The 26,972-nt window shown below is 64.8% G+C and carries 25 protein-coding genes; 14 read left to right on the top strand and 11 right to left on the bottom strand.

The window, feature by feature from the left end; all coding sequences use genetic code 11:
* Positions 1 to 4: 4 nt before the first annotated feature.
* Entirely contained in the window at positions 5 to 1,390 is a 1,386-nt protein-coding gene (locus PXJ20_RS08680) for an amino acid permease (protein ID WP_421029776.1), read from the top strand.
* A 34-nt stretch (positions 1,391 to 1,424) separates the two neighbouring features.
* Here the strand turns inward: PXJ20_RS08680 and dut are convergent, their stop codons facing one another.
* The 6 genes from dut to PXJ20_RS08650 all read right to left on the bottom strand — a co-directional run bounded on the left by dut (position 1,425) and on the right by PXJ20_RS08650 (position 8,946).
* Positions 1,425 to 1,871 (bottom strand): dUTP diphosphatase, encoded by a 447-nt coding sequence (gene dut / locus PXJ20_RS08675; protein ID WP_017776806.1) that lies wholly within the window; start codon positions 1,869 to 1,871, stop codon positions 1,425 to 1,427.
* A 55-nt stretch (positions 1,872 to 1,926) separates the two neighbouring features.
* Entirely contained in the window at positions 1,927 to 2,928 is a 1,002-nt protein-coding gene (locus PXJ20_RS08670; protein WP_199540246.1) for an LLM class flavin-dependent oxidoreductase, read from the bottom strand.
* A 179-nt stretch (positions 2,929 to 3,107) separates the two neighbouring features.
* On the bottom strand, positions 3,108 to 4,322 hold the full coding sequence (coaBC, locus tag PXJ20_RS08665; RefSeq protein WP_421029775.1) for a bifunctional phosphopantothenoylcysteine decarboxylase/phosphopantothenate--cysteine ligase CoaBC: 1,215 nt from the start codon (positions 4,320 to 4,322) through the stop codon (positions 3,108 to 3,110).
* Between the two features lie 100 nt (positions 4,323 to 4,422).
* Positions 4,423 to 4,923 (bottom strand): signal peptidase II, encoded by a 501-nt coding sequence (lspA, locus tag PXJ20_RS08660; RefSeq protein WP_017776803.1) that lies wholly within the window; start codon positions 4,921 to 4,923, stop codon positions 4,423 to 4,425.
* The gene (ileS, locus tag PXJ20_RS08655; protein ID WP_421029774.1) at positions 4,923 to 7,760 is read right to left on the bottom strand and encodes an isoleucine--tRNA ligase; all 2,838 of its coding nucleotides are present in this window, start codon (positions 7,758 to 7,760) and stop codon (positions 4,923 to 4,925) included. The genes lspA and ileS overlap by 1 nt, the downstream gene beginning before the upstream one ends.
* 190 nt (positions 7,761 to 7,950) lie before the next feature.
* Positions 7,951 to 8,946, bottom strand: coding sequence for a bifunctional riboflavin kinase/FAD synthetase (locus PXJ20_RS08650; RefSeq protein ID WP_017776801.1), 996 nt, complete (start codon positions 8,944 to 8,946; stop codon positions 7,951 to 7,953).
* A 150-nt stretch (positions 8,947 to 9,096) separates the two neighbouring features.
* On the opposite strand from PXJ20_RS08650, the gene purN reads away from it, so the two are divergent.
* The 6 genes from purN (at position 9,097) to nadC (ending at position 16,190) form a co-directional block, all read left to right on the top strand.
* Positions 9,097 to 9,780: a phosphoribosylglycinamide formyltransferase gene (gene purN / locus PXJ20_RS08645; protein WP_017776800.1), complete on the top strand. Its 684-nt coding sequence runs from the start codon at positions 9,097 to 9,099 to the stop codon at positions 9,778 to 9,780.
* The gene (locus PXJ20_RS08640) at positions 9,777 to 11,090 is read left to right on the top strand and encodes an RsmB/NOP family class I SAM-dependent RNA methyltransferase (RefSeq protein WP_421029773.1); all 1,314 of its coding nucleotides are present in this window, start codon (positions 9,777 to 9,779) and stop codon (positions 11,088 to 11,090) included. Before purN ends, PXJ20_RS08640 begins: the two co-directional genes overlap by 4 nt.
* 54 nt (positions 11,091 to 11,144) lie before the next feature.
* A complete protein-coding gene (locus tag PXJ20_RS08635) occupies positions 11,145 to 12,509 on the top strand; it encodes a mechanosensitive ion channel family protein (protein WP_421029772.1) in 1,365 nt (454 codons plus the stop codon).
* A gap of 313 nt (positions 12,510 to 12,822) precedes the next feature.
* A complete protein-coding gene (locus PXJ20_RS08630; protein WP_026121848.1) occupies positions 12,823 to 14,019 on the top strand; it encodes a DesA family fatty acid desaturase in 1,197 nt (398 codons plus the stop codon).
* A gap of 141 nt (positions 14,020 to 14,160) precedes the next feature.
* Positions 14,161 to 15,291, top strand: coding sequence for a quinolinate synthase NadA (nadA, locus tag PXJ20_RS08625; protein ID WP_126877918.1), 1,131 nt, complete (start codon positions 14,161 to 14,163; stop codon positions 15,289 to 15,291).
* Positions 15,291 to 16,190: a carboxylating nicotinate-nucleotide diphosphorylase gene (gene nadC, locus PXJ20_RS08620; protein ID WP_421029771.1), complete on the top strand. Its 900-nt coding sequence runs from the start codon at positions 15,291 to 15,293 to the stop codon at positions 16,188 to 16,190. Before nadA ends, nadC begins: the two co-directional genes overlap by 1 nt.
* A gap of 71 nt (positions 16,191 to 16,261) precedes the next feature.
* Here the strand turns inward: nadC and nadB are convergent, their stop codons facing one another.
* From nadB to radC, 4 genes are all read right to left on the bottom strand, one after another.
* Entirely contained in the window at positions 16,262 to 17,860 is a 1,599-nt protein-coding gene (gene nadB, locus PXJ20_RS08615; RefSeq protein WP_017776794.1) for an L-aspartate oxidase, read from the bottom strand.
* A gap of 240 nt (positions 17,861 to 18,100) precedes the next feature.
* Entirely contained in the window at positions 18,101 to 18,268 is a 168-nt protein-coding gene (rpmG, locus tag PXJ20_RS08610; protein ID WP_017776793.1) for a 50S ribosomal protein L33, read from the bottom strand.
* A 10-nt stretch (positions 18,269 to 18,278) separates the two neighbouring features.
* Entirely contained in the window at positions 18,279 to 18,512 is a 234-nt protein-coding gene (gene rpmB / locus PXJ20_RS08605) for a 50S ribosomal protein L28 (protein ID WP_026121846.1), read from the bottom strand.
* 274 nt (positions 18,513 to 18,786) lie between these two features.
* Positions 18,787 to 19,542: a RadC family protein gene (gene radC / locus PXJ20_RS08600; protein ID WP_017776791.1), complete on the bottom strand. Its 756-nt coding sequence runs from the start codon at positions 19,540 to 19,542 to the stop codon at positions 18,787 to 18,789.
* Between the two features lie 201 nt (positions 19,543 to 19,743).
* Here radC and PXJ20_RS08595 point away from each other — a divergent pair, with 201 nt between their 5' ends.
* The 7 genes from PXJ20_RS08595 to PXJ20_RS08565 all read left to right on the top strand — a co-directional run bounded on the left by PXJ20_RS08595 (position 19,744) and on the right by PXJ20_RS08565 (position 26,293).
* Positions 19,744 to 20,199 (top strand): FKBP-type peptidyl-prolyl cis-trans isomerase, encoded by a 456-nt coding sequence (locus PXJ20_RS08595; protein ID WP_126877919.1) that lies wholly within the window; start codon positions 19,744 to 19,746, stop codon positions 20,197 to 20,199.
* A 4-nt stretch (positions 20,200 to 20,203) separates the two neighbouring features.
* Entirely contained in the window at positions 20,204 to 21,163 is a 960-nt protein-coding gene (gene ispH / locus PXJ20_RS08590; RefSeq protein ID WP_421029770.1) for a 4-hydroxy-3-methylbut-2-enyl diphosphate reductase, read from the top strand.
* Between the two features lie 579 nt (positions 21,164 to 21,742).
* Positions 21,743 to 22,378: a hypothetical protein gene (locus PXJ20_RS08585; RefSeq protein ID WP_421029769.1), complete on the top strand. Its 636-nt coding sequence runs from the start codon at positions 21,743 to 21,745 to the stop codon at positions 22,376 to 22,378.
* 216 nt (positions 22,379 to 22,594) lie between these two features.
* Positions 22,595 to 23,545 carry a branched-chain amino acid ABC transporter permease gene (locus PXJ20_RS08580; RefSeq protein WP_017776787.1) on the top strand — a complete coding sequence of 317 codons (951 nt, stop codon included), beginning with the start codon at positions 22,595 to 22,597 and terminating at the stop codon, positions 23,543 to 23,545.
* Between the two features lie 24 nt (positions 23,546 to 23,569).
* Complete coding sequence (locus PXJ20_RS08575) at positions 23,570 to 24,739, top strand: ABC transporter permease subunit (protein ID WP_017776786.1); 1,170 nt, start codon at positions 23,570 to 23,572, stop codon at positions 24,737 to 24,739.
* Positions 24,740 to 24,800: 61 nt separating this feature from the next.
* Entirely contained in the window at positions 24,801 to 25,577 is a 777-nt protein-coding gene (locus PXJ20_RS08570; protein ID WP_017776785.1) for an ABC transporter ATP-binding protein, read from the top strand.
* Positions 25,577 to 26,293, top strand: a complete 717-nt coding sequence (locus PXJ20_RS08565; RefSeq protein ID WP_026121845.1) for an ABC transporter ATP-binding protein — start codon at positions 25,577 to 25,579, stop codon at positions 26,291 to 26,293. The genes PXJ20_RS08570 and PXJ20_RS08565 overlap by 1 nt, the downstream gene beginning before the upstream one ends.
* Before the next feature lie 190 nt (positions 26,294 to 26,483).
* On the opposite strand, the gene PXJ20_RS08560 is transcribed toward PXJ20_RS08565, so the two are convergent.
* The gene (locus tag PXJ20_RS08560; RefSeq protein WP_421029768.1) at positions 26,484 to 26,966 is read right to left on the bottom strand and encodes a GNAT family acetyltransferase; all 483 of its coding nucleotides are present in this window, start codon (positions 26,964 to 26,966) and stop codon (positions 26,484 to 26,486) included.
* Positions 26,967 to 26,972: the final 6 nt, after the last annotated feature.

Genomic DNA, 26,972 nt, shown 5'->3' with positions numbered 1-26,972 from the left:
AGAGTTGTCTACACGTGAACGCGATACGTTCGACTCGATTGTCGAGCGCGAAAAAGGCCTGCAACGGGGGTTGGGCGCGGGCCAGATGACGATGATCGCCATTGGCGGCGCCATCGGAACCGGTCTCTTCCTCGGTAGTGCATTTGCCATTGGATTTGCAGGACCGGCCGTGCTCGTGTCGTATGCAATTGGCGCATTGATCGCGCTGCTGCTGATGGGCGCGCTTGCCGAGATGACAGTTGCGCATCCCACCTCGGGCTCGTTCGGCGCCTACGCCGGGCATTACATCGGTCCGCTCGCCGGTTTTGTGGTGCGCTATGCGTACTGGTCCGCCTACGTGCTCGCCGTGGGCACCGAAGTTTCGGCCATCGCGGTCTACATGAAGTACTGGTTTCCGGCGGTGCCCGGCGCGTGGTGGATCGTCGCTTTCTCGGCGCTCCTGATCGGCGTGAACGCCATGAGCGTGCGCGCGTATGGCGCCATCGAATACGCGTTTTCCAGCTTGAAGATTGCTGCGATTGCGGCGTTCATCGTGCTGGGTAGCTGGTTCGTCTGGCGGGCACCCATGGGTTCGGGCGTGGGCCTGGCCAATTACACGTCGCATGGCGGTTGGCTGCCGAAAGGGTGGTGGGGCGTTTGGGTGGGCACCGTCGTGTCGCTCTTCAGCTACCTCGGCGTCGAGACCATCGCCGTTGCGGCCGCCGAGGCGCGCGACCCGCAGCGTGCCGTCACACGGGCCTTTCGCGCCACGCTCGTGCGCCTCGCACTGTTTTATCTGGTGACACTCGCGCTGATGCTGGCCATCGTTCCCTGGACGCAAGCCGGCGCGGACCAAAGTCCCTTCGTCAAGGTGATGGCCGCGACGGGCGTGCCGTACGCTGCAGGCGCCATCAACTTCGTGATACTCGTGGCCGCGCTTTCGGCGATGAACAGCCAGCTCTACATCACGACGCGGATGATGTTCAGCCTTTCGCGCGCAGGCTACGCGCCGGGCCGCTTCGGGCGACTCAACGGGCACGGCGTGCCCACCGCAGCACTCTGGCTCTCGACCATCGGCATTGCGGTTGCCGCCGTGGTGAATGCGCTGTACCCGCAGACCGCGTTTCCGCTGATGATGTCGATCGCCATGTTCGGCGCGATGTTCACGTGGCTGATGATTTTCGTCACGCACCTCTTTTTCCGGCGCCGCTACGCGGGGCCCGCACCCGCGTTTCGGATGCGCCTGCATCCGGTCGGCAGCGTGGCCGGTGCCGTGTTGATGGCTGCAGTGCTCATCGCTACGGCGTTCACGCGCGAATTCAGGATGACGCTCGTGTACGGCTTCGCGTTCCTGGTCGTGCTGATTGCGGCTTACGCACTGTGGTATCGGCGGGGCGCGCCGCAGCAGTAGCCACGGGCGCAAGGTCGGCCCACCGTGCACTTCCTCAATGCTTGCCGGTGCTGCCGAATCCACCCGCGCCGCGCTCGCTCGTCTCGAATTCATCGACGATGTTGAACTGCGCCTGCACGACCGGCACGATCACGAGCTGCGCGAGCCGTTCCATCGGATTGAGCGTGAACGTGGTGTGGCCTCGGTTCCACGTCGAGATCATCAGTTCGCCCTGGTAGTCCGAATCGATCAGCCCCACCAGGTTGCCCAGCACGATGCCGTGTTTGTGGCCGAGCCCGGAGCGCGGCAGGATGAGCGCCGCGTAGCCTGGATCCGCCAGATGAATGGCGAGGCCCGTCGGCACGAGCGCGGTCTGACCGGGTTCGAGCGAGAGCGGCTTGTCGAGGCAGGCGCGCAGGTCGAGCCCCGCGCTGCCGGGCGTCGCGTACTGGGGAAGCTGGTCGCGCATGCGCGCATCGAGAATCTTCAGGTCGAGTTTCATTGACGTTTCTGGTTCGTGGTGGATATCAAAGGCTTCGTCGGGTGCAACACGTGAGTCAGCGCGGCAACTGGAACGCCTGCGCCAGCAGTTCATACGAACGCAGCCGCGCGGCGTAGCTACCGGCGACCGTCAGCACGATCAGTTCGTTGGCCTGGAACTGTTCCTGCAGCGCATACAGTCTTTCCGTGACCTTTTCCGGCGTGCCGATGATGCTGCGCGGCTTCTCGCGGTCGATCACAAGCTGCTCGCGCTCGCCGTACTCCTGCGCGAGACCTTGCTCGGTGCTCGGAATGGGCGCGTTCAGACCATAAGCCATTTGCACGCGGCGCAGATCGACGGCTTTTTCGAGGTCGGCGGCTTGCTGTTCCGTGTCCGCGCAGATCACGAACACGGCGGCGGCCAGCCAGGGCTGCGCTTCGTGGCCTGCCGTAAAACGCTCGCGGTAGGCGTTGGCGACCAGATGACCGAAGTGCGCGTTGATGAAGTGCGCGAACGCGAAGCGGATGCCGAGCTGCGCCGCGAGCGCGCCGCCGAACTCGCTGGAACCCAACATCCAGAGCTGCGGACGCGTGTCGATCTGCGGTTGGAGCACAACGCCGTGAGCCAGGTGGTCGGCAGGCAGCGTGCCGTCCATCAGCCTCACGAGGTCCGTCACCTGTTGCGCGAAGAGTTCGCCGCGGTTGTAGTCGCCCGCCGCCACAGCCTGCGCGGTACGCATGTCGCCGCCCGGTGCGCGCCCCACGCCGAGATCGACGCGATTCGGGAACAGTGCTTCAAGCATGAGGAACTGTTCGGCGACTTTGAACGGGCTGTAGTAAGGCAGCATGATGCCGCCCGAGCCAATGCGGATGCGCTTCGTCACGCTGCCGATCCGCGCGAGCATCACTTCGGGACAAGGATTCGCGACGCCGAGCAGCCCGTGATGCTCCGCGCACCAGTAGCGCGTATAGCCGAGGTCATCGGCGAGCTGGGCGAGTTCCAGGGTGGCCGCGATAGCGTCCGCCGTCGAATGCCCGGCGATCACGGGCGTTTGATCGAGCACGGAAAGTAGCGTCATGGCGTTGCGCTCCTGGCTGACTGGGCGGATGAATTCGCGAATGAGCTAACAGACGGGTGGCCGGCAAGCGTGCGGGTGAGCGTGAGCGGTTGGGCAACGCTGCACGTTCGCGGCCCAGCTTGCGGCGACGACTCCCGGCCTTGACTCTTGGCCCCGACTCGCGACCTTCAACTCGCGCGCTACGAAATGAGGCTCGTGTCGGGCAGCCGTTTCGCAATCTCGGCGATCAGCGTGCTCGCGAGTGCCTGCTTGTCCGCGCGTGGCAGCTTCTTTTGCCCGCTGGCTTCGAACAACACGACTTCGTTGTCGTCGCGGCCGAACGTGAGCGGCCCGAGGTTCCCGATCAGAAGCGGCACGTTCTTGCGCGCGCGCTTTTCTTCGCCATGCACGTCGAGGTCGCCGCTTTCCGCCGCGAAGCCGACGCAGAACGGCGGATGCGGCAGCCTCGCCACGGCCGCGAGAATGTCGGGGTTCTCGACGAACGTGAACGACGGCAGGCGGTGGTCGGCCGTCTTCTTGATCTTGTGATCGCTCGCGTGATCGACACGCCAGTCCGCCACCGCGGCCACGGCGATGAAGATGTCGTAGTCGGGCACCGCGCGCATCACGGCGTCGTGCATTTGCTGCGCGGTCTGCACGTCTTCGCGGAAGACGCCCCAAGGCGTATCGAGGGCGACCGGACCCGCGACGAGATGCACGTCCGCGCCGGCCTGTTGCGCGGCGCGCGCGAGCGCGAAGCCCATCTTGCCGCTCGAACGGTTGGTGATGCCGCGCACGGGATCGATAGGCTCGAACGTGGGGCCCGCGGTGAGCAACACGCGACGTCCGGCCAGCACCTTCGGCGCGAAGAACGAGGCGATGGCGTCATAGACGGCTTCAGGTTCGAGCATGCGACCGTCGCCCACTTCGCCGCACGCCTGCGGGCCCGAATCCGGCCCGAGCGTTTCGACGCCATCCGCACGCAGTTGCGCCACGTTGCGTTGCGTCGCCGGATTGGCCCACATCTGCCGGTTCATCGCGGGCACGACCAGCAGCGGACACTCGCGCGCCACACAGAGCGTAGTGAGCAAGTCGTCGGCCATGCCGTGTGCGAGCTTCGCGAGAAAGTCGGTGGAGGCAGGGGCGATCACGATGGCGTCCGCTTCACGCGACAGGTCGATGTGCGCCATGTTGTTCGGCACGCGTGCGTCCCACTGGCTCGTGTAGACCGGACGGCCCGAGAGCGCCTGCATGGTGACGGGCGTGATGAATTGCGTGGCCGCTTCGGTCATCACGACCTGCACGGTGGCGCCCGCTTTGACCAGAAGGCGCGTGAGCTCCGCGATCTTGTAGCAGGCGATGCCGCCTGTCATGCCGAGCACGAGATGTTTTCCAGCGAGTTCAGCGGTTGCCAAGGCAGGTCTCCGACACTCACGCCACGCCGGCGAGTGCGCCGGCGGCCGTTGCACTGGGGCGCGAACGCCCCACGTTTCTCAGACGCTCAGCGGCGTGCGCCTAGCGCGAGCCGCGTACGCGCCGCAATTCGTCGAACACGAGCAGTGCGGCGCCAATCGTGATCGCGCTGTCGGCGAGGTTGAACGCCGGCCAGTGCCATGCGCGCACGTGGAAATCGAGGAAGTCGATCACGTGGCCGTACGCGAGCCGATCGATCACGTTGCCGAGCGCCCCGCCCAGAATCAGCGAGAGCGCGGTGCAGAAGAGCCGCTGTGCCGCGTGGCGCTTGAGCAGATAGCAGATCACGAGCGCCGCCACGATGCCGAGCGCGGTGAACGCCCAGCGCTGCCAGCCGCCGGCCGCCGCGAGGAAGCTGAACGCCGCGCCGCGGTTGTACACCAGCACGAGGTTGAAGAACGGCGTTATCACGCGTCCTTCGCCGTAGGCGAACACCTTCGCGATGGCGATCTTCGTGAGCTGGTCGCAGAGAATCACGATCAGCGCCACGCCCAGCCACGGCGCCAGCGAACCGCCGGCTCGCTTCGAAAGGGTTCTGGCCATTATGCCGCGCTCCTCGTTTCGCCGCCGCCGAACAGGTTTGTCACGCAGCGGCCGCACAGCGTCGGGTGCGCCGCGTCCACGCCCACGTCGGCGCGGTAGTGCCAGCAGCGCTCGCACTTCAGGTACTTCGAGGTGATCACCTCGACGCCTTCGTCCGCTTCGCTTTCCACCTTCGCGACCGTTGCCGCCGAGGTGATGAGCACGAACTTGAGGTCGTCGCCGAGGCTCGCGAGCGCGTCGTAGCGCGCGCCGCTCGCGCGAATCTCGACTTCGGCCTGCAGCGACGAGCCGATCAGGTTCGCCACGCGCGCTTCTTCGAGCGCCTTGGTGACGTCGCCGCGCACCGCGCGCAGCAGCGTCCATTTTTCGATCAGCACGGCGGCGTCGGGCACGTCCGGGAACGCGTGGAACGTTTCGGTGAAGATGGTTTCGCTATTCGGCTGGAACACCTTCCACGCTTCTTCGGCCGTGAACGAGAGGAACGGCGCCATCACGCGCAGCAGGCTGTGCGTGACGTGATAGAGCGCGGTCTGCGCGGCGCGGCGCGCGGTCGAATCCGGCGCGCTCGTGTAGAGGCGGTCCTTCAGCACGTCGAGGTAGAAGCCGCCCATGTCTTCGGAGCAGAACGTGAGCAGCTTCGCCACCACCGGGTGGAACTCGTAGCGGTCGTAGTGCGCGAGCACGTCGCCCTGCAAACCGGCCGTGAGCGCAACGGCGTAACGGTCGATTTCGAGCCATTCCGAAACCGGCTGGGCGTGCTTGCCGAAGTCGAAGTCCGAGAGGTTGGCAAGCAGGAAGCGCAGCGTGTTGCGAATGCGCCGGTAGCTTTCCGTCACGCGCTTCAGGATTTCTTCGGAGATCGCCAGTTCGCCCGAGTAGTCCGTCGACGCGATCCACAGGCGGATGATTTCGGCGCCCAGGCGGTTGGCCACTTCATGCGGGTCCACGCCGTTGCCGAGCGACTTGCTCATCTTGCGGCCTTCGCCGTCCACGGTGAAGCCGTGGGTGAGCAGGGCGTCATAGGGCGGCCGGCCGTCAAGCATCGACGCCGTGAGCAGCGACGAGTGGAACCAGCCGCGGTGCTGGTCGGAGCCTTCCAGGTAGAGATCGGCGGGGAACTGCAGCTCGTTTGCGTGCGAGCCGCGCAGCACGTGCCAGTGCGTCGTGCCGGAGTCGAACCACACGTCGAGCGTGTCGCGGTTCTTTTCGTAGAGGTTCGCGTCGTCGCCAATCAGCTCGCGCGGATCGAGCGACTGCCACGCCTCGATGCCCGCCACTTCGACGCGCTTTGCCACTTCTTCGAGCAGCTCCAGCGTGCGCGGATGCAGCTCGCCGGTTTCCTTGTGCACGAAGAACGCCATCGGCACGCCCCATTGGCGCTGGCGCGAGAGCGTCCAGTCCGGTCGATTCGCGATCATCGCGTAGAGGCGCTGCTTGCCCCAGGAGGGATAGAACGCCGTGGCCTCGATGCCTTCCAGCGCCGTTTCGCGCAGCGTCTTGCCGCCGCCCTTCGGCGTGACGTCCATGCCGGCGAACCACTGCGAGGTGGCGCGATAGATGATGGGCGTCTTGTGGCGCCAGCAGTGCATGTAGCTGTGCGTGTACTTTTCGCTGCGCAAAAGCGTGCCTGCGGCCTGCAGCGCTTCGACCACCTTGGGATTCGCGCTCCAGATGGACAGACCGCCGAAGAGCGGCAGCGACTCGATGTAGCGGCCATCGCCCATCACGGGGTTGATGATGTCGGAGTCGGCCATGCCGTGCGTCTTGCACGACACGAAGTCTTCCACGCCGTAGGCGGGCGACGAGTGGACGATGCCGGTGCCGGTGTCGGTCGTGACGTAGTCGCCGAGATAGACCGGCGACGTACGCCGGTAGCCTGGATGCGCCGACGCGAGCGGATGATGGAAACGCAGGCCCGCGAGCTTCGCGCCCGGCGCAGTTGCCAGGGTGCGGCCTTCCAGGCCGAAGTCCTTGAGGCACGCCTCGACGCGTTCCTCGGCAAAAATCAGCAGCCCGCGCGGCGTATCGACGAGCGCGTAGACGATCTCGGGATGCAGGTTCAGCGCCTGGTTGGCGGGAATGGTCCACGGCGTCGTGGTCCAGATGACGATGCCGCCTTCGGCGCGCGGCAGCGCCGTGAGCCCGAACGCGTGCGCCGTCTTTTCCGGCTCGGCGAACGGGAAGACGACGTCGATGGTCGGATCGGTCTTGTCCTTGTACTCGACTTCCGCTTCCGCAAGTGCCGAGCCGCAGTCGAAGCACCAGTTCACGGGCTTCAAGCCCCGGAACACGTAGCCCTTTTCCATGATCTTCGCGAGGGCGCGGATCTCGTTCGCCTCGTTCACGAAGTTCATGGTCTTGTACGGGTTGTCCCAGTCGCCCAGCACGCCGAGACGCCGGAAGCCCTTCTTCTGCGTTTCGATCTGGCCGGCCGCGTATTCGCGCGCCTTCTGCATTACTTCGGTGGCGGGCAGCGACTTGCCGAACTGCTTTTCGATCTGGATTTCGATGGGCATGCCGTGGCAGTCCCAGCCCGGCACGTAGACCGCGTCATAGCCCGCCAGGTTGCGCGCCTTGACGATCATGTCCTTGAGGATCTTGTTCACCGCGTGGCCGAGGTGAATGTCGCCGTTCGCGTAGGGCGGGCCGTCGTGCAGGATGAACTTCTTGCGGCCTTTGCTGGCGGCGCGGATCTTTTCGTAGATCTTCCGCTCCTGCCATTCCTTGACCCACTGCGGCTCGCGCCTGGGCAGGTCGCCACGCATGGGAAACGGCGTGTCGAGCAGGTTGACCGGGTATTTCGCCTCGGCTTTGGAACTGGATTTCTTGTCGCTCATGGTCAGATCACGGTGAATTCGGGTGACGCGGTGACGCGTGGTGTTCGGTGCTTAAGGAGGCGCGGGCGGCCGGACAGAGGTCCGTCATACGCCAGCGGCTGGCTCGCTGCGGGCATGGGGCCCAATGCGGTGGGCGGCACAGGTCGGCGTGAGCCGGGTTACGTGTGCGAGCCCGGCGTAGGCGCCGCGATCATCTAATTCGGTCGGTAGCCGACGTGGCGAAGCCGGTGGCGCGGCTACCGGGGGCGTCGGCGCCCGCCGCGGCGAACCATTCGCGCGCATGGACGACGTCGCGCGCAATGGCCGCGGTCAGCGTTTCGAGGTCGACGTACTTTTCCTCGTCGCGCAGCTTCTTCAGGAATTCGACGCGCACGAGCTTGCCATACGCGTCGCCATGCCAGTCGAGCAGATGCACTTCGAGCAGCACGCGCCCCGAGTCGTCCACGGTGGGCCGCAGGCCGAGGCTCGCCACGCCCGGCAGCGGCTCGTCTTCGACGCCGTGCACGCGCACGACGAAGATGCCGGCCAGCGCGGGCCGCTTGTGGGCGATGGGCAGGTTCAGCGTCGGGAAACCGAGGTCGCGCCCCAGCTTGAGGCCGTGCACCACGTGCCCGCTGATGACGTACGGCCGGCCGAGCGCCGCGCGGGCCGCATCGAGGTCGCCCGCCACGAGCGCGGCGCGCACGCCGGAGCTCGAAATGCGGGCACCCGACGGATCCGCGATGGTGGGCATCTGCTCCACTTCGAAGCCGTAGCGGTTACCGGCCGCCTTGAGCGACACGAAGTCGCCCGCGCGCTTTGCGCCGTAGCGGAAGTCATCGCCGATCATCACCCAGCGCGCGTGCAGGCCGCTCACGATGATGCGTTCCACGAAGGCGTCCGGCGACTGGCTCGCGAAGGTGTGGTTGAAGTGCTCGACGACAACGCGGTCCACGCCGTTCGTGCGCAGCGCCTCCAGCTTGTCGCGCAGCATGGCGATGCGCGGCGGAGCGCTGGCGGGATTGAAGAATTCGCGGGGATGCGGCTCGAAGGTCATGACGCAGACCGGCAGGCCGCGCGCGTCGGCTGCGGCGCGCGCACGCGCGAGCAGTTCCTGATGTCCGCGGTGGACACCGTCGAAATTGCCGATGGTGAGTGCGCAGGGCGCGCGGCTCTCGGCATTGGGCAGACCGCGGAAGACTCTCACGATAGCGGGCAGGCAGTTAGCGTGCGAACGGACGGGGGATGAGCACGACGGCCTCAGGGCCGCACGACGAAACAGGAGATTATAAACGCTCAGGCGCGCCCCCGCCGCCGTGGCACGGTTTTTGGCTGGCCCGGATGATAAAATCCCCGGATGAAAAATCTCGTGATCCTGATTTCAGGGCGGGGCAGCAACATGGAGGCCATCGTGCGGGCTTCCTCGCGTGAAGCGTGGCCGGCGCGTGTCGTCGCCGTGATTGCCAACCGCCCGGAGGCCGCCGGCCTCGCATTCGCGGCGGCGCACGGCATCGCCACCGCGGTGGTGGACCACCGCCAGTTCCCGGACCGCGAATCGTTCGATGCCGCGCTTGCGCGCGAAATCGACGGCTTCGCGCCCGACCTCGTCGTGCTGGCCGGCTTCATGCGCGTGCTTACCGCCGGTTTCGTCGATCGCTACGCGGGCCGCATGCTCAACGTCCATCCTTCGCTGTTGCCCAGCTTTCCGGGGCTCAAGACCCACCAGCAGGCGCTCGACGCCGGCGTGCGCGTGCACGGCGCGTCGGTGCATTTCGTCACGTCGCAACTCGATCACGGGCCGATCGTTGCCCAGGCCGTGGTGCCGGTGCGCACCGGCGACGACCCCGTCGCCCTTGCTGCACGCGTGCTTGAAGCCGAGCACGTCGTTTATCCGCGCGCCGTGCGCTGGTTCGTCGAAGGGCGCCTTGCGCTCGACGGCCTGCGCGTCACCGTCACGCCGCCCGAGCCGCAATGGTTCTTTGCCGACGAAGCAGCCGCTGCTTCGACCGATACACAATCCACCACCGGGGAGGGCGCATGAGGCTCCATGGTTTCCTGATCGGACAGATCGAAACGCTGCTGGCCGAAGTGCTCAAATTCGCCGGTCCCGCCGATGCAGTCACGAGCCGTTTTTTCCGTGCGCATCCGAAGCTCGGGCATGCCGAGCGCGGCATCATCGCCGAGGCGGTGTTCGCGGTTCTGCGGCGTCGCATGGAGTTCGCGAATCTGGCTGAAAGCGGCACGGGCAACCCGGCGCGGCGGCTCGCGCTGCTGGGCCTGATGCAGACCGTGGGGCGCTCGGCGGTGCGCCCGTTCGTCTCGGACGACGAGGCCCAATGGCTCGAGCGTGTGGCGAAGGTCGATCCGGCCAGTTTGCCGCTGCGTGTGCAGATGAACCTGCCCGAGTGGATCGTGAAGTCGCTGGAAAGCCGCTTCGATGCCGCCGAACTCGGTCAGCTCGCCGCGGCGCTCAACTACCCGGCGCCGCTCGACCTGCGCGCCAACGTGATGAAGGCGACGCGCGACCAGGTGATCGCCGCACTTGCCTCGGCCGGCATCGAGGCCGGCGAGACGCCGTTCGCACCGTCCGGCGTGCGCGTGACCGGCAAGCCGGCGCTCACGAAACTCGACGCCTTCCAGAAGGGCTGGATCGAAGTGCAGGACGAAGGCAGCCAACTGCTGTGCTCGCTCGTCGCGCCGCGCCGCGGCGAGATGATCGTCGACTTTTGCGCGGGTGCCGGCGGCAAGACGCTTGCGCTCGGCGCGGCGATGCGCTCCTCGGGCCGTCTTTACGCCTTCGACGTGTCGGAACGCCGGCTCGCCAAGCTCAAGCCGCGGCTGGCGCGCAGTGGCTTGTCGAACGTGAATCCGGTGCTGATCGACAGCGAACACGACGCGAAGATCAAGCGCCTCGCGGGCAAGATCGACCGCGTGCTGGTGGACGCGCCGTGCAGCGGGCTCGGCACGCTGCGCCGCAATCCCGATCTGAAGTGGCGGCAGACGCCGGAGTCGGTGGCGGAACTCACGCCCAAGCAGGCGTCCATTCTCGCGAGCGCCGCGCGGCTCGTGAAGAAGGGCGGCCGGCTCGTCTACGCAACGTGCAGCCTGCTCGAAGCGGAGAACGAGGCCATCGTCACGCAGTTCCTCGCCGACCATCCCGACTTTGCGCTGGTGAGCGCGAAGGACGTACTGGCGGAGCAGCGCATCGATCTCGACACAGGCGACTACCTCTCGCTTTGGCCTCACCGGCACGGCACCGACGGGTTTTTCGCGGCGGTGCTGGAGCGCCGCGGGGCGGCAGCGGGGGCGGTAGCAGGCGCGGCGGCAGACGCAGCGGCCGTAAAACAGTAAACGGCGATTGCCGCTCCGCGGTAATCCCGGGGCGGCGCAGCGAGCAGACAGACCATGCAGAACCGTTTGTTTTCCCACATGCTCGGCGACGTGGTGCGCGACTACGGGCAGCCGGTCATCCTCTGGCAGGCCGGGCTGCTGCTCGCGGCGCTCGTCGTTGCCTGGTTCGTTGCGCGGGTAGTGCGGCACGCGCTCGACCTGCGGCGCCAGACGCGCTACGAGTCGCTGCGGTTCGGCGCCGAAAGCCTCAACCGGGCGTTCTTTCCGCTCGTGGGTGCGGCGGTGGTGTGGGTTACCTCGGCGGTCGCGAGCCAGTTCATCCATACCTCGTTGCTCGACCTCGCACTCGTGCCGCTGTTCGGCATCGGGCTCATCTACATTGCGTTCTTCGTGGCGCGGCGCGTGTTCGGTCGCGACGGCGAGACGCACGTGTGGCTCGGCATCGTCGAGAAGGTTGTGTCGCTCGTCGTGTGGGTGGGCATGGTGCTTACCGTGATCGGCGTGCAGGACGACGTGATGACGTGGATGAACGCCGTGCGCTTTCGCGTCGGCAACGTGCACCTGACGCTGCTCTCGCTCTGCAGCGGCTTGCTGTGGGTCGCAGTGACGATGATCGTGGCCGTCTGGGCCGGCGCGGCGCTCGAAGACCGGCTGATGCGGTCCACGACGCTCGACGCGAACCTCAAGGTCGTGCTCGCGCGCGTGGGGCGCGCGCTCCTCATGCTGGCGGCGGTGCTCATGAGCCTGTCGCTCGTGGGCATCGACGTCACGGTGCTGGGCGTATTCGGCGGCGCGCTCGGTGTGGGGCTCGGCTTCGGCTTGCAGAAGATCGCGAGCAACTATGTGTCGGGCTTCATCATCCTGATCGACCGGTCGCTGCGCATTGGCGACGCGATCACGGTGGGCGGCCTGCAGGGGCGCGTCACGCAGATCCGCACGCGCTACACCGTTGTGCGCGGCCTCGACGGCACGGAAACGCTCGTGCCGAACGAAAAGCTGATTACCGACGTCGTGCAGAACCAGTCGTCGTTCCTCACGCGCGGCCGGGCCGCGCTGCCCGTGCAGGTTGCGTACACGGCGAACATCGAGCTGGCGATGGCGCTGCTTGTGGAGGCGACGCGCGACGTGCCGCGCGTGCTCGACGATCCGGCGCCCGCCGCCTATCTCGTGGGCTTCGGCGCGGACGGCATCAACCTGGAGGTGGGTTTCTGGATCGACAATGCCGCCGACGGCACGGCTGCCGTGCGCTCTGCCGTGAACCTCAACATCTGGCGGCTCTTCGAGCAGAACGGCATTTCGATCCCCTACGCGCAGCGCGAGGTGCGCATCGTCGGCAGCGGGGGCAGCGACATAGTGTCGCAAGTCGCGGCCGTTACGGACCGTACGGTCGTCGATGGGTCCGCTGCTGCGGCACCCTGAACGCGCCCGCTGGCGAGTCGGCTCGGTGCGGCATGGGCTTTGCAACCGCTTTGCAGCCGCGTACTCGCGTCCAGCTCGCGAGGAGAGTGGCGCTGACGGCGAAGAAGGCGATGTAGTGGCGTCGCAGCTTGCGTTCTGTCCCCGCAGTAAGGTTGCTGGCGTTGTCTGCGTACAAAAAAACCTCCTTTGTTACAAACACTTGGAGCGCTTCGAGTAGAATGCGGCTACCCGGTTGATGCTTTCACTTCCTTGACAGCTGCGCTGTCTCCGGCCGGGCCGTTTCCTCCGTTTTCCGTTTCACAGGTAGAGTGCCTTGTTGAATTCCTTGCTCGATTTTCTGGCCCACGGACTGCTGCGCTTTTCGTGGTGGCAAATCCTGCTTTTCACGCTCGCGGTGACGCACGTCACGATCGTCGGCGTGACGGTTTACCTCCATCGCTGCCAGGCGCATCGCGCGCTCGATCTGCATCCCGCCGCAGCGCATTTCTTCCGCCTCTGGTTGTGGATGACCACGGGCATGCTCACTGGCCAATGGGCGGCGATCCATCGCAAGCACCATGCAAAGTGCGAAACCGAAGAAGACCCGCATAGCCCGCAGACGCGCGGCATCTGGAAGGTGCTGCTCGAAGGCGCCGAACTCTATCGCGCCGAGGCGAAGAACGAAGAGACGATGCGCCGCTTCAGCCATGGCACGCCGAACGATTGGATCGAGCGCAACGTGTACACGCGCTACCCGATTCTCGGCGTGAGCCTGATGATGGTGATCGACGTCGCGCTCTTCGGTGTAGTTGGACTCAGCGTGTGGGCCGTGCAGATGGTGTGGATCCCCTTCTGGGCAGCCGGCGTCGTCAACGGGCTCGCGCACTTCTGGGGCTACCGCAACTTCAATTCGGCCGACGCCAGCACCAACATCTTTCCGCTTGGCATCCTCATCGGCGGCGAAGAGCTGCACAACAACCACCACACGTTCGCGACTTCCGCGAAGCTGTCGAGCAAGTGGTTCGAGTTCGATATCGGCTGGATGTATATCCGGCTGATGTCGGCCGTCGGTCTCGCGAAGGTCAAGAAGGTGGCGCCTACACCGCGCCTCGCGAAGGGCAAGATGGTGCTCGACCAGGACACGCTGCAGGCCGTGCTTTCCAACCGGTACGAAGTGATGGCGCGCTACGCGAAGACCGTCAAGCGTGCGTATCGCCAGGAACTCGCGCACCTCAAGGAAATGGGCGCGCGCGAGAAGTATCAGCTCATGCGCAGTGCACGCAAATGGTTCCACAAGGACGAGGCGGGTCTTGACGAGCCGCAGCGCCGCCAGCTGCCGCAGATCTTCGCGAACAGCCAGAAGCTGCGCACGTTCATCGAACTGCGCAACGAACTGGCGGCGATCTGGGAACGCTCCAACGCGTCGCGCGAACAACTGCTTGCGCAGCTCCAGGACTGGTGCCACCGTGCCGAGCAAAGCGGCATCAAGGCGCTCCAGGAATTCGCCATGCGCCTGCGCCGGTACGCCTGAGCAGAAAATCCAAAATCCATTAAAATTTGAAGACGTCACAAAACCCCGCGTTGGCGGGGTTTTGCTTTTTGGGCTGCCGGCCTCATATGGGTTTTTGTAAAGCCTGACAGGGCAGGCGGCATCGGCAGGGCAGAGGAGATCATGAGTCAGCCAATCAGGAGCGTCGAGTACGACCGCCCGCAGGGCGCGGTGTGCAGCGTCGGGCAAGCCTGGGCGAGGGTGCCGGACGCGCCGTCGGCCGCGGAAAAGGCCGGGCTGAAGGCTCGCATCCGCACGCTGCTCGCGCGGGAAAAGGCGGTGCTCGTCGCGCACTACTACGTGGACGCGGAGCTGCAGGAGCTTGCCGACGAGACCGGCGGTTGCGTGGCGGATTCGCTCGAGATGGCGCGCTTCGGGCGCGATCACGACGCCGATACGCTCGTTGTGGCAGGTGTGCGATTCATGGGCGAAACGGCGAAGATTCTGAGCCCGGGCAAACGCGTGCTGATGCCTGATCTCGATGCGACGTGTTCGCTCGATCTCGGTTGTCCGGTGGACGAATTCTCGGCGTTTTGCGACGCGCACCCGGACCGCACCGTGGTCGTGTACGCAAACACGAGCGCTGCCGTGAAGGCGCGGGCCGACTGGATGGTGACGTCGTCGATCGGGCTGGAGATCGTTGCGGACCTGCACGCACGCGGCGAAAAGCTGATCTGGGCGCCGGACCGCCATCTGGGCAGCTACATCCAGAAGAAGACGGGTGCCGACATGCTGCTGTGGCAGGGCTCGTGCCTCGTTCACGACGAATTCAAGGGGATCGAACTCGATCTGCTGCGCGAGCAATACCCGGACGCGAAGGTGCTCGTGCATCCCGAGTCGCCGGCAAGCGTCGTCGCGCTGGCCGACGTGGTGGGTTCGACCACGCAACTGATCGACGCGGCGCGCAAGCTCGACGCGACGCACTTCATCGTGGCGACGGACCTCGGCATCCTGCACAAGATGCGTCTTGCTGCGCCGGGCAAGACATTCATCGAGGCACCCACGGCCGGCAATAGCGCCACCTGCAAGAGCTGCGCGCACTGCCCCTGGATGGCGATGAATGGCCTTGCGAATCTGGCCGATGTGCTGGAGCGCGGCCACAACGAGATTTTCGTGGACCCGTCCATCGCCGTGCGGGCGAAGTTGCCGATCGACCGCATGCTGGATTTCGCCGCACGTCACAAGACGCGCGTGCAGGCGAGCGGCGACCTCGCGCGCGACGCATCGCTCTTCTCCAACGTGGGAGCGGCTTGATGGGTGCGCTCGAATTGATTGGCGTGGACGCTGTTTCGCCGCTCTATCCGGCCGTTCGCGCGCAATACGGCGACGCCTTCGACGCCGCGCTGACGCGCAATGTGGCGGATGCGCTGGCGGAAGACGTCGGCACGGGCGACGTGACGGGGCGCCTCGTACCCGCAGACGGCATGCGCGACGCGCGCATCATCGTGCGCGAAGAGGCTGTCCTGTGTGGCGTGCTGTGGTTCGACAAGGTAATGGCGAGCGTCGATGCCCGCATCGAAGTGCGCTGGCACTACCGTGAAGGCGACCGGATGGCGGCCGATTCGGTGGTGTGCACGATGCGCGGTCCGGCGCGCGGACTACTCACGGCCGAGCGCAACGCGCTCAATTTTCTGCAGTTGCTCTCGGGTGTGGCGACCGCAACACGGCGCTACGTCGACGCGATCGCTCACACGCGCACCAGCATTCTCGACACGCGCAAGACGTTGCCCGGTTTGCGGCTCGCACAAAAATACGCGGTGCGGGTGGGCGGCGGCGCGAACCAGCGGCTCGCGCTCTACGACGGCATTCTGATCAAGGAAAACCACATCGCAGCGGCGGGCGGTGTGGGCGCGGCCATGGACGCCGCCCTTGCGTTGCAGTCCGGCGTGTCGATCCAGATCGAGGTGGAAACGCTGGAGCAGCTGGAAACGGCGCTCGCGCACGGTGCTACGTCGATTCTGCTGGACAACTTTTCGTTCGAGGCAATGCGCGAAGCGGTGCGCATCACGGCCGGACGGGCGGTGCTCGAGGTGTCAGGCGGGGTCAATTTCGACACGGTCCGCACGATTGCCGAAACGGGTGTGGACCGGGTGTCCATCGGCGCGCTCACGAAAGACGTGCGCGCGACCGACTACTCCATGCGTATCGTCTGAGCCGACATGGCGCGGCCGAAGTGTGCCGCGCCGTCTCTCGTTGGCTAGCAGGAACGCCCGAAGGCTGGAGGCTAGGCAGTGCGATTGCGCACGCGCTCCGGCGACAGCACTGTCGGAAGCGCTTTCGGCAACGCGGCGGGCCAGTCGCGGCTGTAGTGCAAGCCCCGGCTTTCGCGGCGCGAGCGAGCGCTGTCGACGATCAGCGACGCCACGTCTACCAGATTGCGTAGTTCCAGCAGATCGCGGCTCACCTTGAAGTTCGCGTAGTACTCGTGAATCTCGTCGCGCAGCAGTTCGATGCGGTGCTTCGCGCGCGTGAGGCGCTTGTCCGTGCGCACGATGCCCACGTAGTTCCACATCAACCGGCGCAGTTCGTCCCAATTGTGGGCGACCACGACTTCCTCGTCCGGGTCCGATACGCGGCTCTCGTCCCAGTCGGGCAGCGGCGCGTGCGCCATGGCACCGAAGCCTTCTTCGCAGATTGCGGCAGCGGCGGCGCGGCCGATCACGAGACACTCCAGCAGTGAATTGCTAGCCAGCCGGTTTGCGCCGTGCAGCCCCGTGCACGAGGTTTCGCCTACCGCGTAGAGCCCCGCCAGATCGGTGCGTCCCGCCAGGTCGGTCACGACGCCACCGCACGTGTAGTGGGCCGCCGGCACGACCGGAATGGGTTGTTTCGTGATGTCGATGCCGAATTCGAGGCAGCGCGCGAGGATGGTGGGAAAGTGCTCGCGCAGGAACTCGGCGGGCTGATGGCTGATGTCGAGATAAACGCAGTCGATGCCGCGCTTCTTGATCTCGAAGTCGATGGCGCGGGCCACGATGTCGCGCGGCGCCAGTTCGGCCCGCTCGTCGTGTGCCGGCATGAAGCGTGTGCCGTCCGGCAACTTCAGCAATCCGCCTTCGCCGCGCACCGCTTCGGAGATCAGGAACGACTTCGCGTAGGGATGGAACAGGCACGTGGGATGGAACTGGATGAATTCCATGTTGGCCACGCGGCACCCGGCTCGCCACGCCATGGCAATGCCGTCGCCCGTCGCGGTATCGGGATTCGTGGTGTACAGATAGACCTTGCCGGCACCGCCGGTCGCGAGCACCGTGTGCGGCGCCTCGATGGTGACGGTGCGGCCCGTGTTCACATCCAGCGCGTACAGCCCGTGGCACCGCCGACCCGGCAGGCCGAGGCGGTCGGACGTGATGACGTCGATCGCATGGTGATCTTCCAGCAAGGTGATGTTGGGGTGCCGCCGCACGAGTTCGCTGAGGGTAGCGACGACCGCGTGGCCGGTGGCATCCGCAGCGTGAATGATGCGCCGGTGGCTGTGGCCGCCTTCACGCGTGAGGTGGAAGCCCAGCTCGGCGGCGTCGTCCCTCGTGAAAGGCACGCCTTGCGCGATCAGCCATTCGATCGCCGAGCGGCCATGTTCGACGATGTAGCGCGTTGCAGCTTCGTCGCACAGCCCGGCGCCGGCCACCAGCGTGTCATCTACGTGGTTCTCGACGCTGTCCGCCGAATCCAGCACCGCGGCGATGCCGCCTTGTGCCCAGTCGCTCGCGCCTTCGGTCATCGAGCGCTTCGCGATGACCGCGACACGCCGCGTGTCGGCAAGATTGAGCGCGACGGTCAGGCCGGCGAGGCCGCTGCCGACAATCGCCACATCGAAGTTCATACCCGCTTCTCCATCTGTTGTGCTGTTGCCGCGGCGCACGGGCCGCTTGCGCGCCGTCATCATGCACCGGTAAGTCAGCAAGCATACCCTGTTGACGGAAAGTGGGAAAACTTGCCGGCTGGCCAGGGCGCAGCGGGTCGGGAAACGTTGCGCAAATCGGGATGTCCAGGCGGCGCCCATAAAGAAAAAGCCCCGCAGGGTAGCGGGGCTTTTTCTCGTCTTCAGGCTCGAAACCAGACCTTACTTGATCTTGGTTTCCTTGTACGTCACGTGCTTGCGGACGACGGGATCGAACTTCTTGATCTCCATCTTTTCCGGCATGTTTCGCTTGTTCTTCGTGGTCGTGTAGAAGTGACCGGTGCCAGCCGTGGACTCCAGCTTGATCTTGTCGCGCGCGCCCTTTGCCATGATTTACTCCTTAGACTTCGCCACGTGCACGCAGGTCAGCGAGCACGGAGTCGATGCCGTTCTTGTCGATCAGGCGCAGGCCGGCGTTCGAAACGCGCAGGCGCACCCAACGGTTTTCGCTTTCAACCCAGAAACGGCGGCTTTGCAGGTTCGGGAGGAAGCGACGCTTCGTCTTGTTGTTTGCGTGGGAAACGTTGTTGCCGCTCATCGGCGCTTTCCCAGTTACTTGGCATACGCGTGCCATGAGAGCACTCCTAATACGCTTAAATTCTGAGTTCGAACGCCGCTGAAGTTTCCCGGAGCAGCGATACCGGTTTTCGCGTATGGAGCGAAAGAGGCCGCTTGCTTTCCTGGAAACCCGTTGACGGGCTTCGGAACAGGGTTGGAATGAGGCAAACCGCGATTCTAGCAGAAAAAACTGCGGAAAATCAAATGCGATTTGCAGCTCGCCAGATGAGGCCGCGAAAAGCCGCCGGTCCGCCTCCTACGCCCGTTTGCCGCATGCCTCACGTTGGCGTTCAGTCCCAGCCGGCACGCGCAAATGAGAACGTTTCGCTGCGGCCGATCACGAGATGGTCGATCAGTTGCACATCGATCAGCGTAAGCGTGTCGCGCAGCACGCGCGTGAGCCGCCGGTCGCTGGCACTCGGGTGGACCGCTCCGGATGGGTGATTATGCGCCACGATGAGGTTCGCGGCATTGAGGACCAGCGCGCGCCGCGCAATTTCGCGGGGATAAACGGCCATGCGCGTAAGCGTGCCGCGCGTGCATTCCTCGAAGCGGATCAGGCGGTGCCGCACGTCGAGGAAGAGACACACGAACATCTCGAACGGCCGCGCACCGATCATGAGGCGCAGGTAGTCTTCGACGGCGCCGGGCGAATCGATCAGCGGACGTTCCTGCAGTTTTTCGGCGAGCGCCCGGCGCGCCAGTTCGGTGATTGCCTGCAACTGCGACGCCTTGGCCGGGCCGATGCCGCGCAGGCCGAGAAATTCTTCCGGCTGTGCGTCGAGCATGGCGCGCAGCGAACCGAAGCGGCTCAGCAGCGACTCCGCGACGACAAATACGTTGTGGCCCGGCAGTCCGGTGCCAAGTACGAGAGCGACGAGCTCAACGTCGGACAATGCGGCCGGTCCCGCTTCGCGCAGGCGCTCCCGCGGCATGTCGCGCGAGCGGCCGCGTGGGGCGGGAGGTGCCGCTCGCGGGCCCTGCGTCGGTTCGTCGCGCACCGCGAGGGGACTGGATTCCGGCAACCAACAGACGGCTTCTTGCATACCTCGACTCCCTGATCGGACAAAGGCGGCCGGCGCCTGCGACACGTTGCGGGCGACCGATGCCGGGCGCCCGGCCGCGCACGACTCGGGCCGGATATGTGGCTTACAATGGAACTTTTGCAGGCGGCGCGGCACGCGCTTTCCCCTCCCGCGCACGCACGCCCTGGGCGCGCGCTGCGCGCTCAGACCGAACGAGACAGCATGAGCATCATCGACATTTCCGAAGTGAAACCCGGTTCCCATGTCACGCTCCACTACCGGCTTTCGCTTGCCGATGGCGCTGACATCGTCAATACATTTGTGGACCGTCCCGCCACGCTGCTCATCGGTGCCGGACAAATTGCGCCGCCGCTGGAAGAAATTTTGCTGGGACTGAAGGTGGGCCACCACTCGACCTTTCAGCTGCCAGCCGGCCAGGCGTTCGGCCAGCGCAATCCCGAGCTGGTGCAACGCGTGTCGCTTGCCACGCTGCGCGAAAACGGCATGATCGGCGAGGATTTTTCTCCCGGCGATCTCGTCGAATTCAACGCGCCCGACGGCGGGCGCTACGCGGGCGTGCTGAAGGAGATTGGCGAAACCTCCGCGCTGTTCGACTTCAATCACCCGCTCGCCGGTGCGGCGGTGGCGTTTGAAGTCAAAATCATCGGAATCCTGTAAATACATGAGCACCACGGACACGACCCTGACCGACGCCGAAATCTTGCTGGCCCAGCCAAGAGGGTTCTGCGCGGGCGTCGATCGCGCGATCGAGATTGTCGAGCGTGCAATCCAGATCCACGGCGCGCCGATCTACGTGCGCCACGAGATCGTTCATAACGCCTACGTCGTCGAAGATCTGCGCAAGAAGGGCGCGATCTTCGTTGAGCAGCTCGACGAGGTGCCGCCCGGCAACACGGTGATCTTCAGTGCCCACGGGGTGTCGAAGGCCGTGCGTGCCGAAGCCGAAGCGCGCGGCTTGCGCGTCTACGACGCCACGTGTCCGCTCGTGACGAAGGTGCACATCGAAGTGGCGAAGATGCGCCAGGAAGGCCTCGACGTGGTGATGATCGGCCACAAGGGGCACCCTGAGGTCGAAGGCACGATGGGGCAGGTGGGCGAAGGCATGTATCTGGTGGAGGACATCGAGGACGTCAAGGCACTTCCGTTGTCCGACGCCAGCCGGATCGCGTTTGTGACGCAAACCACGCTTTCCGTGGACGACGCTGCCGAGATCATCTCGGCGCTCAAGGCGAAGTACCCCGGCATTCGCGAGCCGAAAAAGCAGGACATCTGCTATGCCACGCAGAATCGCCAGGACGCGGTGAAGTTCATGGCGCCCCAGTGCGACGTCGTGATCGTGGTGGGCAGTCCCAACAGCTCGAACTCGAACCGGCTGCGCGAGGTGGCTGAGAAGCGCGGCGTGCCGGCGTACATGGTGGATTCGCCGGATCAGATCGATCCAGCCTGGCTTGCCGGCAAGCGTCACATTGGCCTCACGGCCGGAGCGTCAGCGCCCGAGGCGCTGGCCCAGGCGGTGATCCGGCGTCTGAACCAGCTGGGCGTGCATAACGTTCGCGCGCTCGACGGGATCGAGGAAAGCATTGCGTTTCCCTTGCCGCGAGGGCTCGGTCAGCCGGCCTGAGGCGAAGTTTCTTCTGCCTATATAAGGGCGGTCCGCCATGGATTGCTCCCAAAAAAAGCGCGCCTCTTCGGCGCGCTTTTTTGTTTGCGGCGCCGAGCGACGCGGCAGGCATTTAATAGGTGACAGATCACCGGGAAAAGCGAGTGCGCCGGGTGTCACCAAGCCTTGCTTCTGACTCTGCCGCGCATGGGTCGCGTGCCCATAATATGATGCGTCCCTTATAAATCACCGACATTCCACATGTCTCAAGCCGCTCGCCTCATGACGGTGCACATGCGGCGATGTGGCTCCCAAATGCTCCTCTTTCGGGCAGACGCCCGTTGCGCAAGGCTGTACGGCCGTCGCCCTGCAACGATTGATGTCAAAAGTCGGCAAATTCGGCGCAACTGGTGCGTAAAGAGAGGTTGCAACCAGGTTGCGACAATTGAGCGGTATAAGTCTCAAAAAGCGGTTGCAATGCAGGAAAACCCTGCGGGATCAGAATATTGCCCACCGCATAATTGGAGTTACAATGCGCGCGTTCTGAAGGCCTGGCGGTCTGTGGACAACGGATTTTGCAAGGCGCAGGAGACCTGTTTGATGCGAGTCGAGTTTGCTTACGCCGTGTCCATTGCGGCCGCAGTCGTGACGTTTGCGACGGGCAGCAACAATAGTGATGACGTGGCGGGCAAGGGCGCAATGAGCGCAACCGCGGCGCCGGTAGACGGAATGACCGCTGGAACGATCGTCGGAACGACCGTCGTACCCAGTCGCGCAGCGGCGCCGTTTCGCGATGGCGTCCATGAAGGCCCGGATAACGAAAGCAGTGCGCAAATGGCCGTTCGCGGCGTTGGCGCGCGCGATATCAGGATCGGTGGCCACGGGGATCGGCTCATTCGGAATACACGCTTCGCCGCACTTCGTTTGTCGAGTGGCATACATGTTGCTGTGACTTCGTCCTCGCGCGCGGGCTTGCCGCAATTGCAGACGGTGCGTCTGGCAGCGAACGATGCGGCGTCCGCAGAGCGGGCCATCCTCAGGAATACCACGAGCGTTCCGCGCGACACGGCAATGTTGCGCGAGACGAGTGCAGCCGTAGAGCAGATGGCCGCGCGTGTTGCCGTACCTTCGACCGCGCGTCTGGCGCATGACAGGGTGCGGACAGACAGCAGCGTCTTCGCGCTTGACGACTTCAAGGGCAGCGGTCAGGCCGTCCTCGGCGTCGCGAAGCTGTAAAGGATTTGTTGAACCGACGGCACCGAACCATCGGACGGTGCCGTTTTTGCATCCGCCGGTCGCGGATCGCTGTTGCCGGCAACGCGTGTGCCGGTGGCGGGTTGGCCTCGACCGGTTTTTTTATCAGTACCCGAGAGTGCAGTTGCGGTTCCGTGACCCATCGCCCACCGGCGCATGAAGATCGCGAATCCGGTCGCACGGGCTAAGGAGTATTAAATGGATATTTTCATCCAGCAGATCCTGAACGGACTGGTGCTTGGTAGCGTCTACGCCATCATCGCACTGGGCTACACGATGGTTTACGGGATTCTGGGCATCATCAACTTCGCTCACGGCGATGTGCTGATGGTGGGGGCAATGGTCGCGCTGTCTGCGATCGGCGTGCTGCAGAATCATTTCCCGGGTCTCGGCAACGTGCCCACACTCATCATTGCGCTCGCTATTGCCGCGGTCGTTTGCGCGGTGGTGGGCTACACCATCGAGCGCGTGGCCTACCGGCCGTTGCGCCGGGCGCCACGGCTAGCCCCGCTGATCACCGCCATCGGCGTCTCGATTCTCCTGCAGACCCTCGCGATGATGATCTGGTCGCGCAATCCCCTCGCTTTCCCGCAGTTGCTTCCCACCGATCCCATCAACGTGATCAAGGCCACGGACACCACGCCGGGCGCCGTGATCTCGATGACTGAAATCGTGATCATCGTGGTCGCCTTCCTCGTGATGGGCGGTCTGCTGCTGCTCGTGCACAAGACCAAGTTGGGCCGCGCGATGCGCGCCATCGCCGAGAACCCCGGCGTCGCGAGCCTGATGGGCGTGAACCCGAACTTCGTGATTTCGGCCACCTTCATGATCGGCTCGGCGCTCGCCGCTCTGGCCGGCGTGATGATCGCGTCCGAGTACGGCAACGCGCACTTCTATATGGGCTTCATCCCCGGCATGAAGGCCTTTACCGCAGCGGTGCTGGGCGGTATCGGCAACCTGACGGGCGCCATGGTCGGCGGCGTGGTGCTCGGTCTCATCGAGCAGTTGGGTGCGGGCTACATCGGCAATCTGACCGGTGGCGTGTTCGGCAGTAACTATCAGGACGTGTTTGCATTCATCGTGCTGATCGTGGTGCTCGTGTTCCGTCCGTCGGGTCTCCTCGGCGAGCGTGTTGCGGATCGTGCCTGATCCGGGTTCTGAGGAGAGAAACAAATGACTTCAATTCAACCGATCGAGCCGTCCACGACGCTCATCCCCGAGAAGAACGCGACGAAGACCCTGCTGGTCGGCGTCGTCACCGCGGTACTCGTGATTGCAGCACCGATGATCATCGGTGCAGCCGGCGGCAACTACTGGGTGCGTGTGCTCGACTTCGCGATGCTGTACGTCATGCTCGCGCTGGGCCTGAACGTGGTGGTGGGCTTTGCGGGCCTGCTGGACCTGGGCTACATCGCTTTCTATGCCGTCGGCGCGTACACCGCGGCACTGCTGTCGTCGCCGCACCTGACGACGCAGTTCGAATGGATCGCCCGTCTGGCGCCTGCCGGCCTGCACACACCGATCTGGCTCATCGTGCCGATTGCCATGGCGCTCGCCGCGATCTTCGGCATTCTGCTCGGTGCGCCGACGCTGCGTCTGCGAGGCGACTATCTCGCCATCGTGACGCTCGGTTTTGGTGAAATCGTGCGGATCTTCATGAACAACCTCGACCGTCCGGTGAACATCACCAACGGTCCACAGGGCATCACGGGTATCGATCCGGTGAAGGTCGGCGGCTTCAGTCTCCAGCAGACCCATACGTTTTTCGGCTTCTCGTTCCCGTCCGTGTACATGTACTACTACCTGTTCGTGCTGTGCGCGTTGCTCGTGATCTGGGTGTGTACCCGGTTGCAGCACTCGCGTATTGGCCGTGCATGGGCCGCGATCCGCGAAGACGAAATTGCCGCCAAGGCGATGGGTATCAACACGCGTAACGTGAAGCTGCTGGCGTTCGCAATGGGCGCGTCGTTCGGCGGCCTTTCCGGCGCGATGTTCGGCGCGTTCCAGGGCTTCGTGTCGCCCGAGTCGTTCACGTTCTGGGAATCGGTCGTGGTGCTGGCCTGCGTGGTGCTGGGCGGTATGGGCCACATTCCGGGCGTGATTCTCGGCGCCGTGCTGCTCGCCGTGTTCCCCGAATTCCTGCGCTCGACCATGGGTCCGCTGCAGAACGCCGTGTTCGGCCACGAAATCGTCGATACCGAAGTGATCCGTCAGCTGCTGTACGGCCTCGCCATGGTGCTGATCATGCTGTACCGCTCGGAAGGCCTGTGGCCCGCGCCGAAGCACGAAGACAAGATCGCAAGACTGGCGAAGCGCAACGGCAAGAAGCCGGTGCGGGCATAAAGGCATGGGACCCGCGTAAGCGCTGGAACGTGAACGCGGGTCGACACAGGAGCACGACAACATGAGCAACAAGAGCATTCGACTCTCGGTGAAGGGCGTCAACAAGCGCTTCGGCGGTCTGCAGGCGCTTTCCGACGTCGGCCTGCAGATCGAGGAAGGCCAGATCTACGGACTGATCGGCCCGAACGGGGCAGGCAAGACCACCTTCTTCAACGTGATTACGGGGCTGTACACGCCCGATTCGGGCGAGTTCAAGCTGGACGGCCAGACCTACACGCCGACCGCGGTTCACCAGGTGGCCCAGGCCGGTATCGCCCGGACGTTCCAGAACATTCGCCTGTTCGGCGGTATGACGGCGCTCGAGAACGTGATGGTGGGCCGCCATGTGCGCACGAAGCACGGGCTGATCGGCGCCGTGCTGCAGACGCCGGCCGAGCGCAGGGAAGAGCGCGAGATCAAGGAGCGCGCTATCGAGCTGCTCGAGTACGTGGGTATCGCGCAGTACGCGGACTACACGTCGCGCAATCTCTCGTACGGCCACCAGCGGCGCCTCGAAATCGCGCGTGCGCTCGCCACCGATCCGAAGCTGCTTGCACTCGACGAACCGGCCGCAGGCATGAACGCAACGGAGAAGGTGGAACTCACGCGGCTGCTGGACAAGATCCGTTCGGACGGCAGGACGATTCTGCTGATCGAACACGACGTGAAGCTGGTGATGGGCCTGTGTAACCGGATGACAGTGCTCGACTACGGCAAGGTGATCGCCGAGGGTCTGCCGCAAGACGTGCAGAAGGACCCGAAGGTGATCGAGGCATATCTGGGCGCGGGGGTTCACTGATGGCTACGCCAATGCTGAAAATCAAGGGATTGCAGGTTAACTACGGCGGCATTCAGGCCGTGAAGGGTGTGGACCTGGAAGTGGGGCAGGGCGAGCTCGTCACGCTGATCGGCGCGAACGGCGCGGGCAAGACGACGACCATGAAGGCGATCACGGGCCTCAAGCCTTACTCGGCCGGCGACATCGAGTACCTGGGTCAGTCGATCAAGGGTATGCCGGCGCACGAGCTGCTCAAGCGCGGCCTCGCGATGGTGCCGGAAGGCCGCGGCATCTTCGCGCGCATGACGATCATCGAGAACATGCAGATGGGCGCGTACCTGCGCAGCGACACGGACGGCATCAAGAAGGACGTCGAGCGCATGTTCGGCTTCTTCCCGCGCCTGAAGGAGCGGTCGACGCAGCTTGCGGGCACGCTCTCGGGCGGCGAGCAGCAGATGCTTGCAATGGCGCGCGCGATCATCAGCAAGCCGAAGCTGTTGTTGCTCGACGAACCGTCTATGGGTCTCTCGCCGATCATGGTGGAGAAGATCTTCGAAGTGGTGCGGGAAATTTCGAAGGAGGGCATCACGGTGCTGCTCGTCGAACAGAACGCCCGCCTCGCGCTGCAGGCCGCGAACCGCGGCTACGTGATGGACTCCGGCACGGTGACGATGTCGGGCGACGCGAAGCAGATGCTCAACGATCCCAAGGTGCGCGCGGCGTATCTGGGCGAGTAATGGAGTAACGTGCGCTGACGGACCTGATGGCGTTGCCGTGAGCGGTGCCATCGGCTGCAATAACCGTCGGTCAGAAGACAAAGGCCGCATGCGTTTGCAAACGCATGCGGCCTTTTCTATTGGCCCGAGCGATAGCGAGAGCGCCCGGATCGAAGCGACGCGACTAAAGCCTCCGCCGCCCGCAGAAAGACTAGTCCGCCGTCTGGGTTACCACGTCAGCCTGCTGCGCCGACGCGCCCAGCCGTTTGCCAAGGCTGATCACCGCATCGCTGCCGTAGCCCAGTGCTTCGTAGAAGCGCAGTACGTCGGGCTTGCTTTCCAGCACCTGCAGATTCACCTTCGGACAGCCCAGCGCCGCCAGTGCCTGTTCGGCATGCGCCACGAGCCGCGTACCGATACCGTGCCGGCGCAGGTCCTTCGGAACCGCGAGCGAGTAGAGCCAACCGCGGTGTCCGTCGTAGCCGGCCATCACCGTGCCCGCGAGCCGCGCGTCGAGCGTTGCGACGAAGAACAGTTCGGGCTGCGTCGCGAGCTTGTTCGCGATGGACAGGCGCGGGTCGCGTTGCGGCCGGCTCGTGTCGCCATACTCGGGAAACGCCTGCTGCCACAGCGCGATCACGGCTTCTGTGTCCGCGACTTCGAAGCGGCGGATGATGAGCGTCGTGTCGATCATGGCGGC

Origin of the sequence: Paraburkholderia sp. A1RI_3L, assembly GCF_048957895.1 — a bacterium.
Lineage (GTDB): Bacteria > Pseudomonadota > Gammaproteobacteria > Burkholderiales > Burkholderiaceae > Paraburkholderia > Paraburkholderia kururiensis.
This window is presented reverse-complemented; position numbering and strand designations above follow the sequence as displayed.

Excerpts from the sequence above, each read along its gene's own strand:
- dut (WP_017776806.1), bottom strand. The coding sequence starts at position 1,871 with ATGAAACTCGACCTGAAGATTCTCGATGCGCGCATGCGCGACCAGCTT.
- PXJ20_RS08670 (WP_199540246.1), bottom strand. The coding sequence starts at position 2,928 with ATGACGCTACTTTCCGTGCTCGATCAAACGCCCGTGATCGCCGGGCAT.
- lspA (WP_017776803.1), bottom strand. The coding sequence starts at position 4,923 with ATGGCCAGAACCCTTTCGAAGCGAGCCGGCGGTTCGCTGGCGCCGTGG.
- ileS (WP_421029774.1), bottom strand. The coding sequence starts at position 7,760 with ATGAGCGACAAGAAATCCAGTTCCAAAGCCGAGGCGAAATACCCGGTC.
- purN (WP_017776800.1), top strand. The coding sequence starts at position 9,097 with ATGAAAAATCTCGTGATCCTGATTTCAGGGCGGGGCAGCAACATGGAG.
- PXJ20_RS08640 (WP_421029773.1), top strand. The coding sequence starts at position 9,777 with ATGAGGCTCCATGGTTTCCTGATCGGACAGATCGAAACGCTGCTGGCC.
- PXJ20_RS08635 (WP_421029772.1), top strand. The coding sequence starts at position 11,145 with ATGCAGAACCGTTTGTTTTCCCACATGCTCGGCGACGTGGTGCGCGAC.
- nadA (WP_126877918.1), top strand. The coding sequence starts at position 14,161 with ATGAGTCAGCCAATCAGGAGCGTCGAGTACGACCGCCCGCAGGGCGCG.
- nadC (WP_421029771.1), top strand. The coding sequence starts at position 15,291 with ATGGGTGCGCTCGAATTGATTGGCGTGGACGCTGTTTCGCCGCTCTAT.
- nadB (WP_017776794.1), bottom strand. The coding sequence starts at position 17,860 with ATGAACTTCGATGTGGCGATTGTCGGCAGCGGCCTCGCCGGCCTGACC.
- rpmG (WP_017776793.1), bottom strand. The coding sequence starts at position 18,268 with ATGGCAAAGGGCGCGCGCGACAAGATCAAGCTGGAGTCCACGGCTGGC.
- rpmB (WP_026121846.1), bottom strand. The coding sequence starts at position 18,512 with ATGGCACGCGTATGCCAAGTAACTGGGAAAGCGCCGATGAGCGGCAAC.
- radC (WP_017776791.1), bottom strand. The coding sequence starts at position 19,542 with ATGCAAGAAGCCGTCTGTTGGTTGCCGGAATCCAGTCCCCTCGCGGTG.
- PXJ20_RS08595 (WP_126877919.1), top strand. The coding sequence starts at position 19,744 with ATGAGCATCATCGACATTTCCGAAGTGAAACCCGGTTCCCATGTCACG.
- ispH (WP_421029770.1), top strand. The coding sequence starts at position 20,204 with ATGAGCACCACGGACACGACCCTGACCGACGCCGAAATCTTGCTGGCC.
- PXJ20_RS08585 (WP_421029769.1), top strand. The coding sequence starts at position 21,743 with ATGCGAGTCGAGTTTGCTTACGCCGTGTCCATTGCGGCCGCAGTCGTG.
- PXJ20_RS08580 (WP_017776787.1), top strand. The coding sequence starts at position 22,595 with ATGGATATTTTCATCCAGCAGATCCTGAACGGACTGGTGCTTGGTAGC.
- PXJ20_RS08575 (WP_017776786.1), top strand. The coding sequence starts at position 23,570 with ATGACTTCAATTCAACCGATCGAGCCGTCCACGACGCTCATCCCCGAG.
- PXJ20_RS08570 (WP_017776785.1), top strand. The coding sequence starts at position 24,801 with ATGAGCAACAAGAGCATTCGACTCTCGGTGAAGGGCGTCAACAAGCGC.
- PXJ20_RS08565 (WP_026121845.1), top strand. The coding sequence starts at position 25,577 with ATGGCTACGCCAATGCTGAAAATCAAGGGATTGCAGGTTAACTACGGC.
- PXJ20_RS08560 (WP_421029768.1), bottom strand. The coding sequence starts at position 26,966 with ATGATCGACACGACGCTCATCATCCGCCGCTTCGAAGTCGCGGACACA.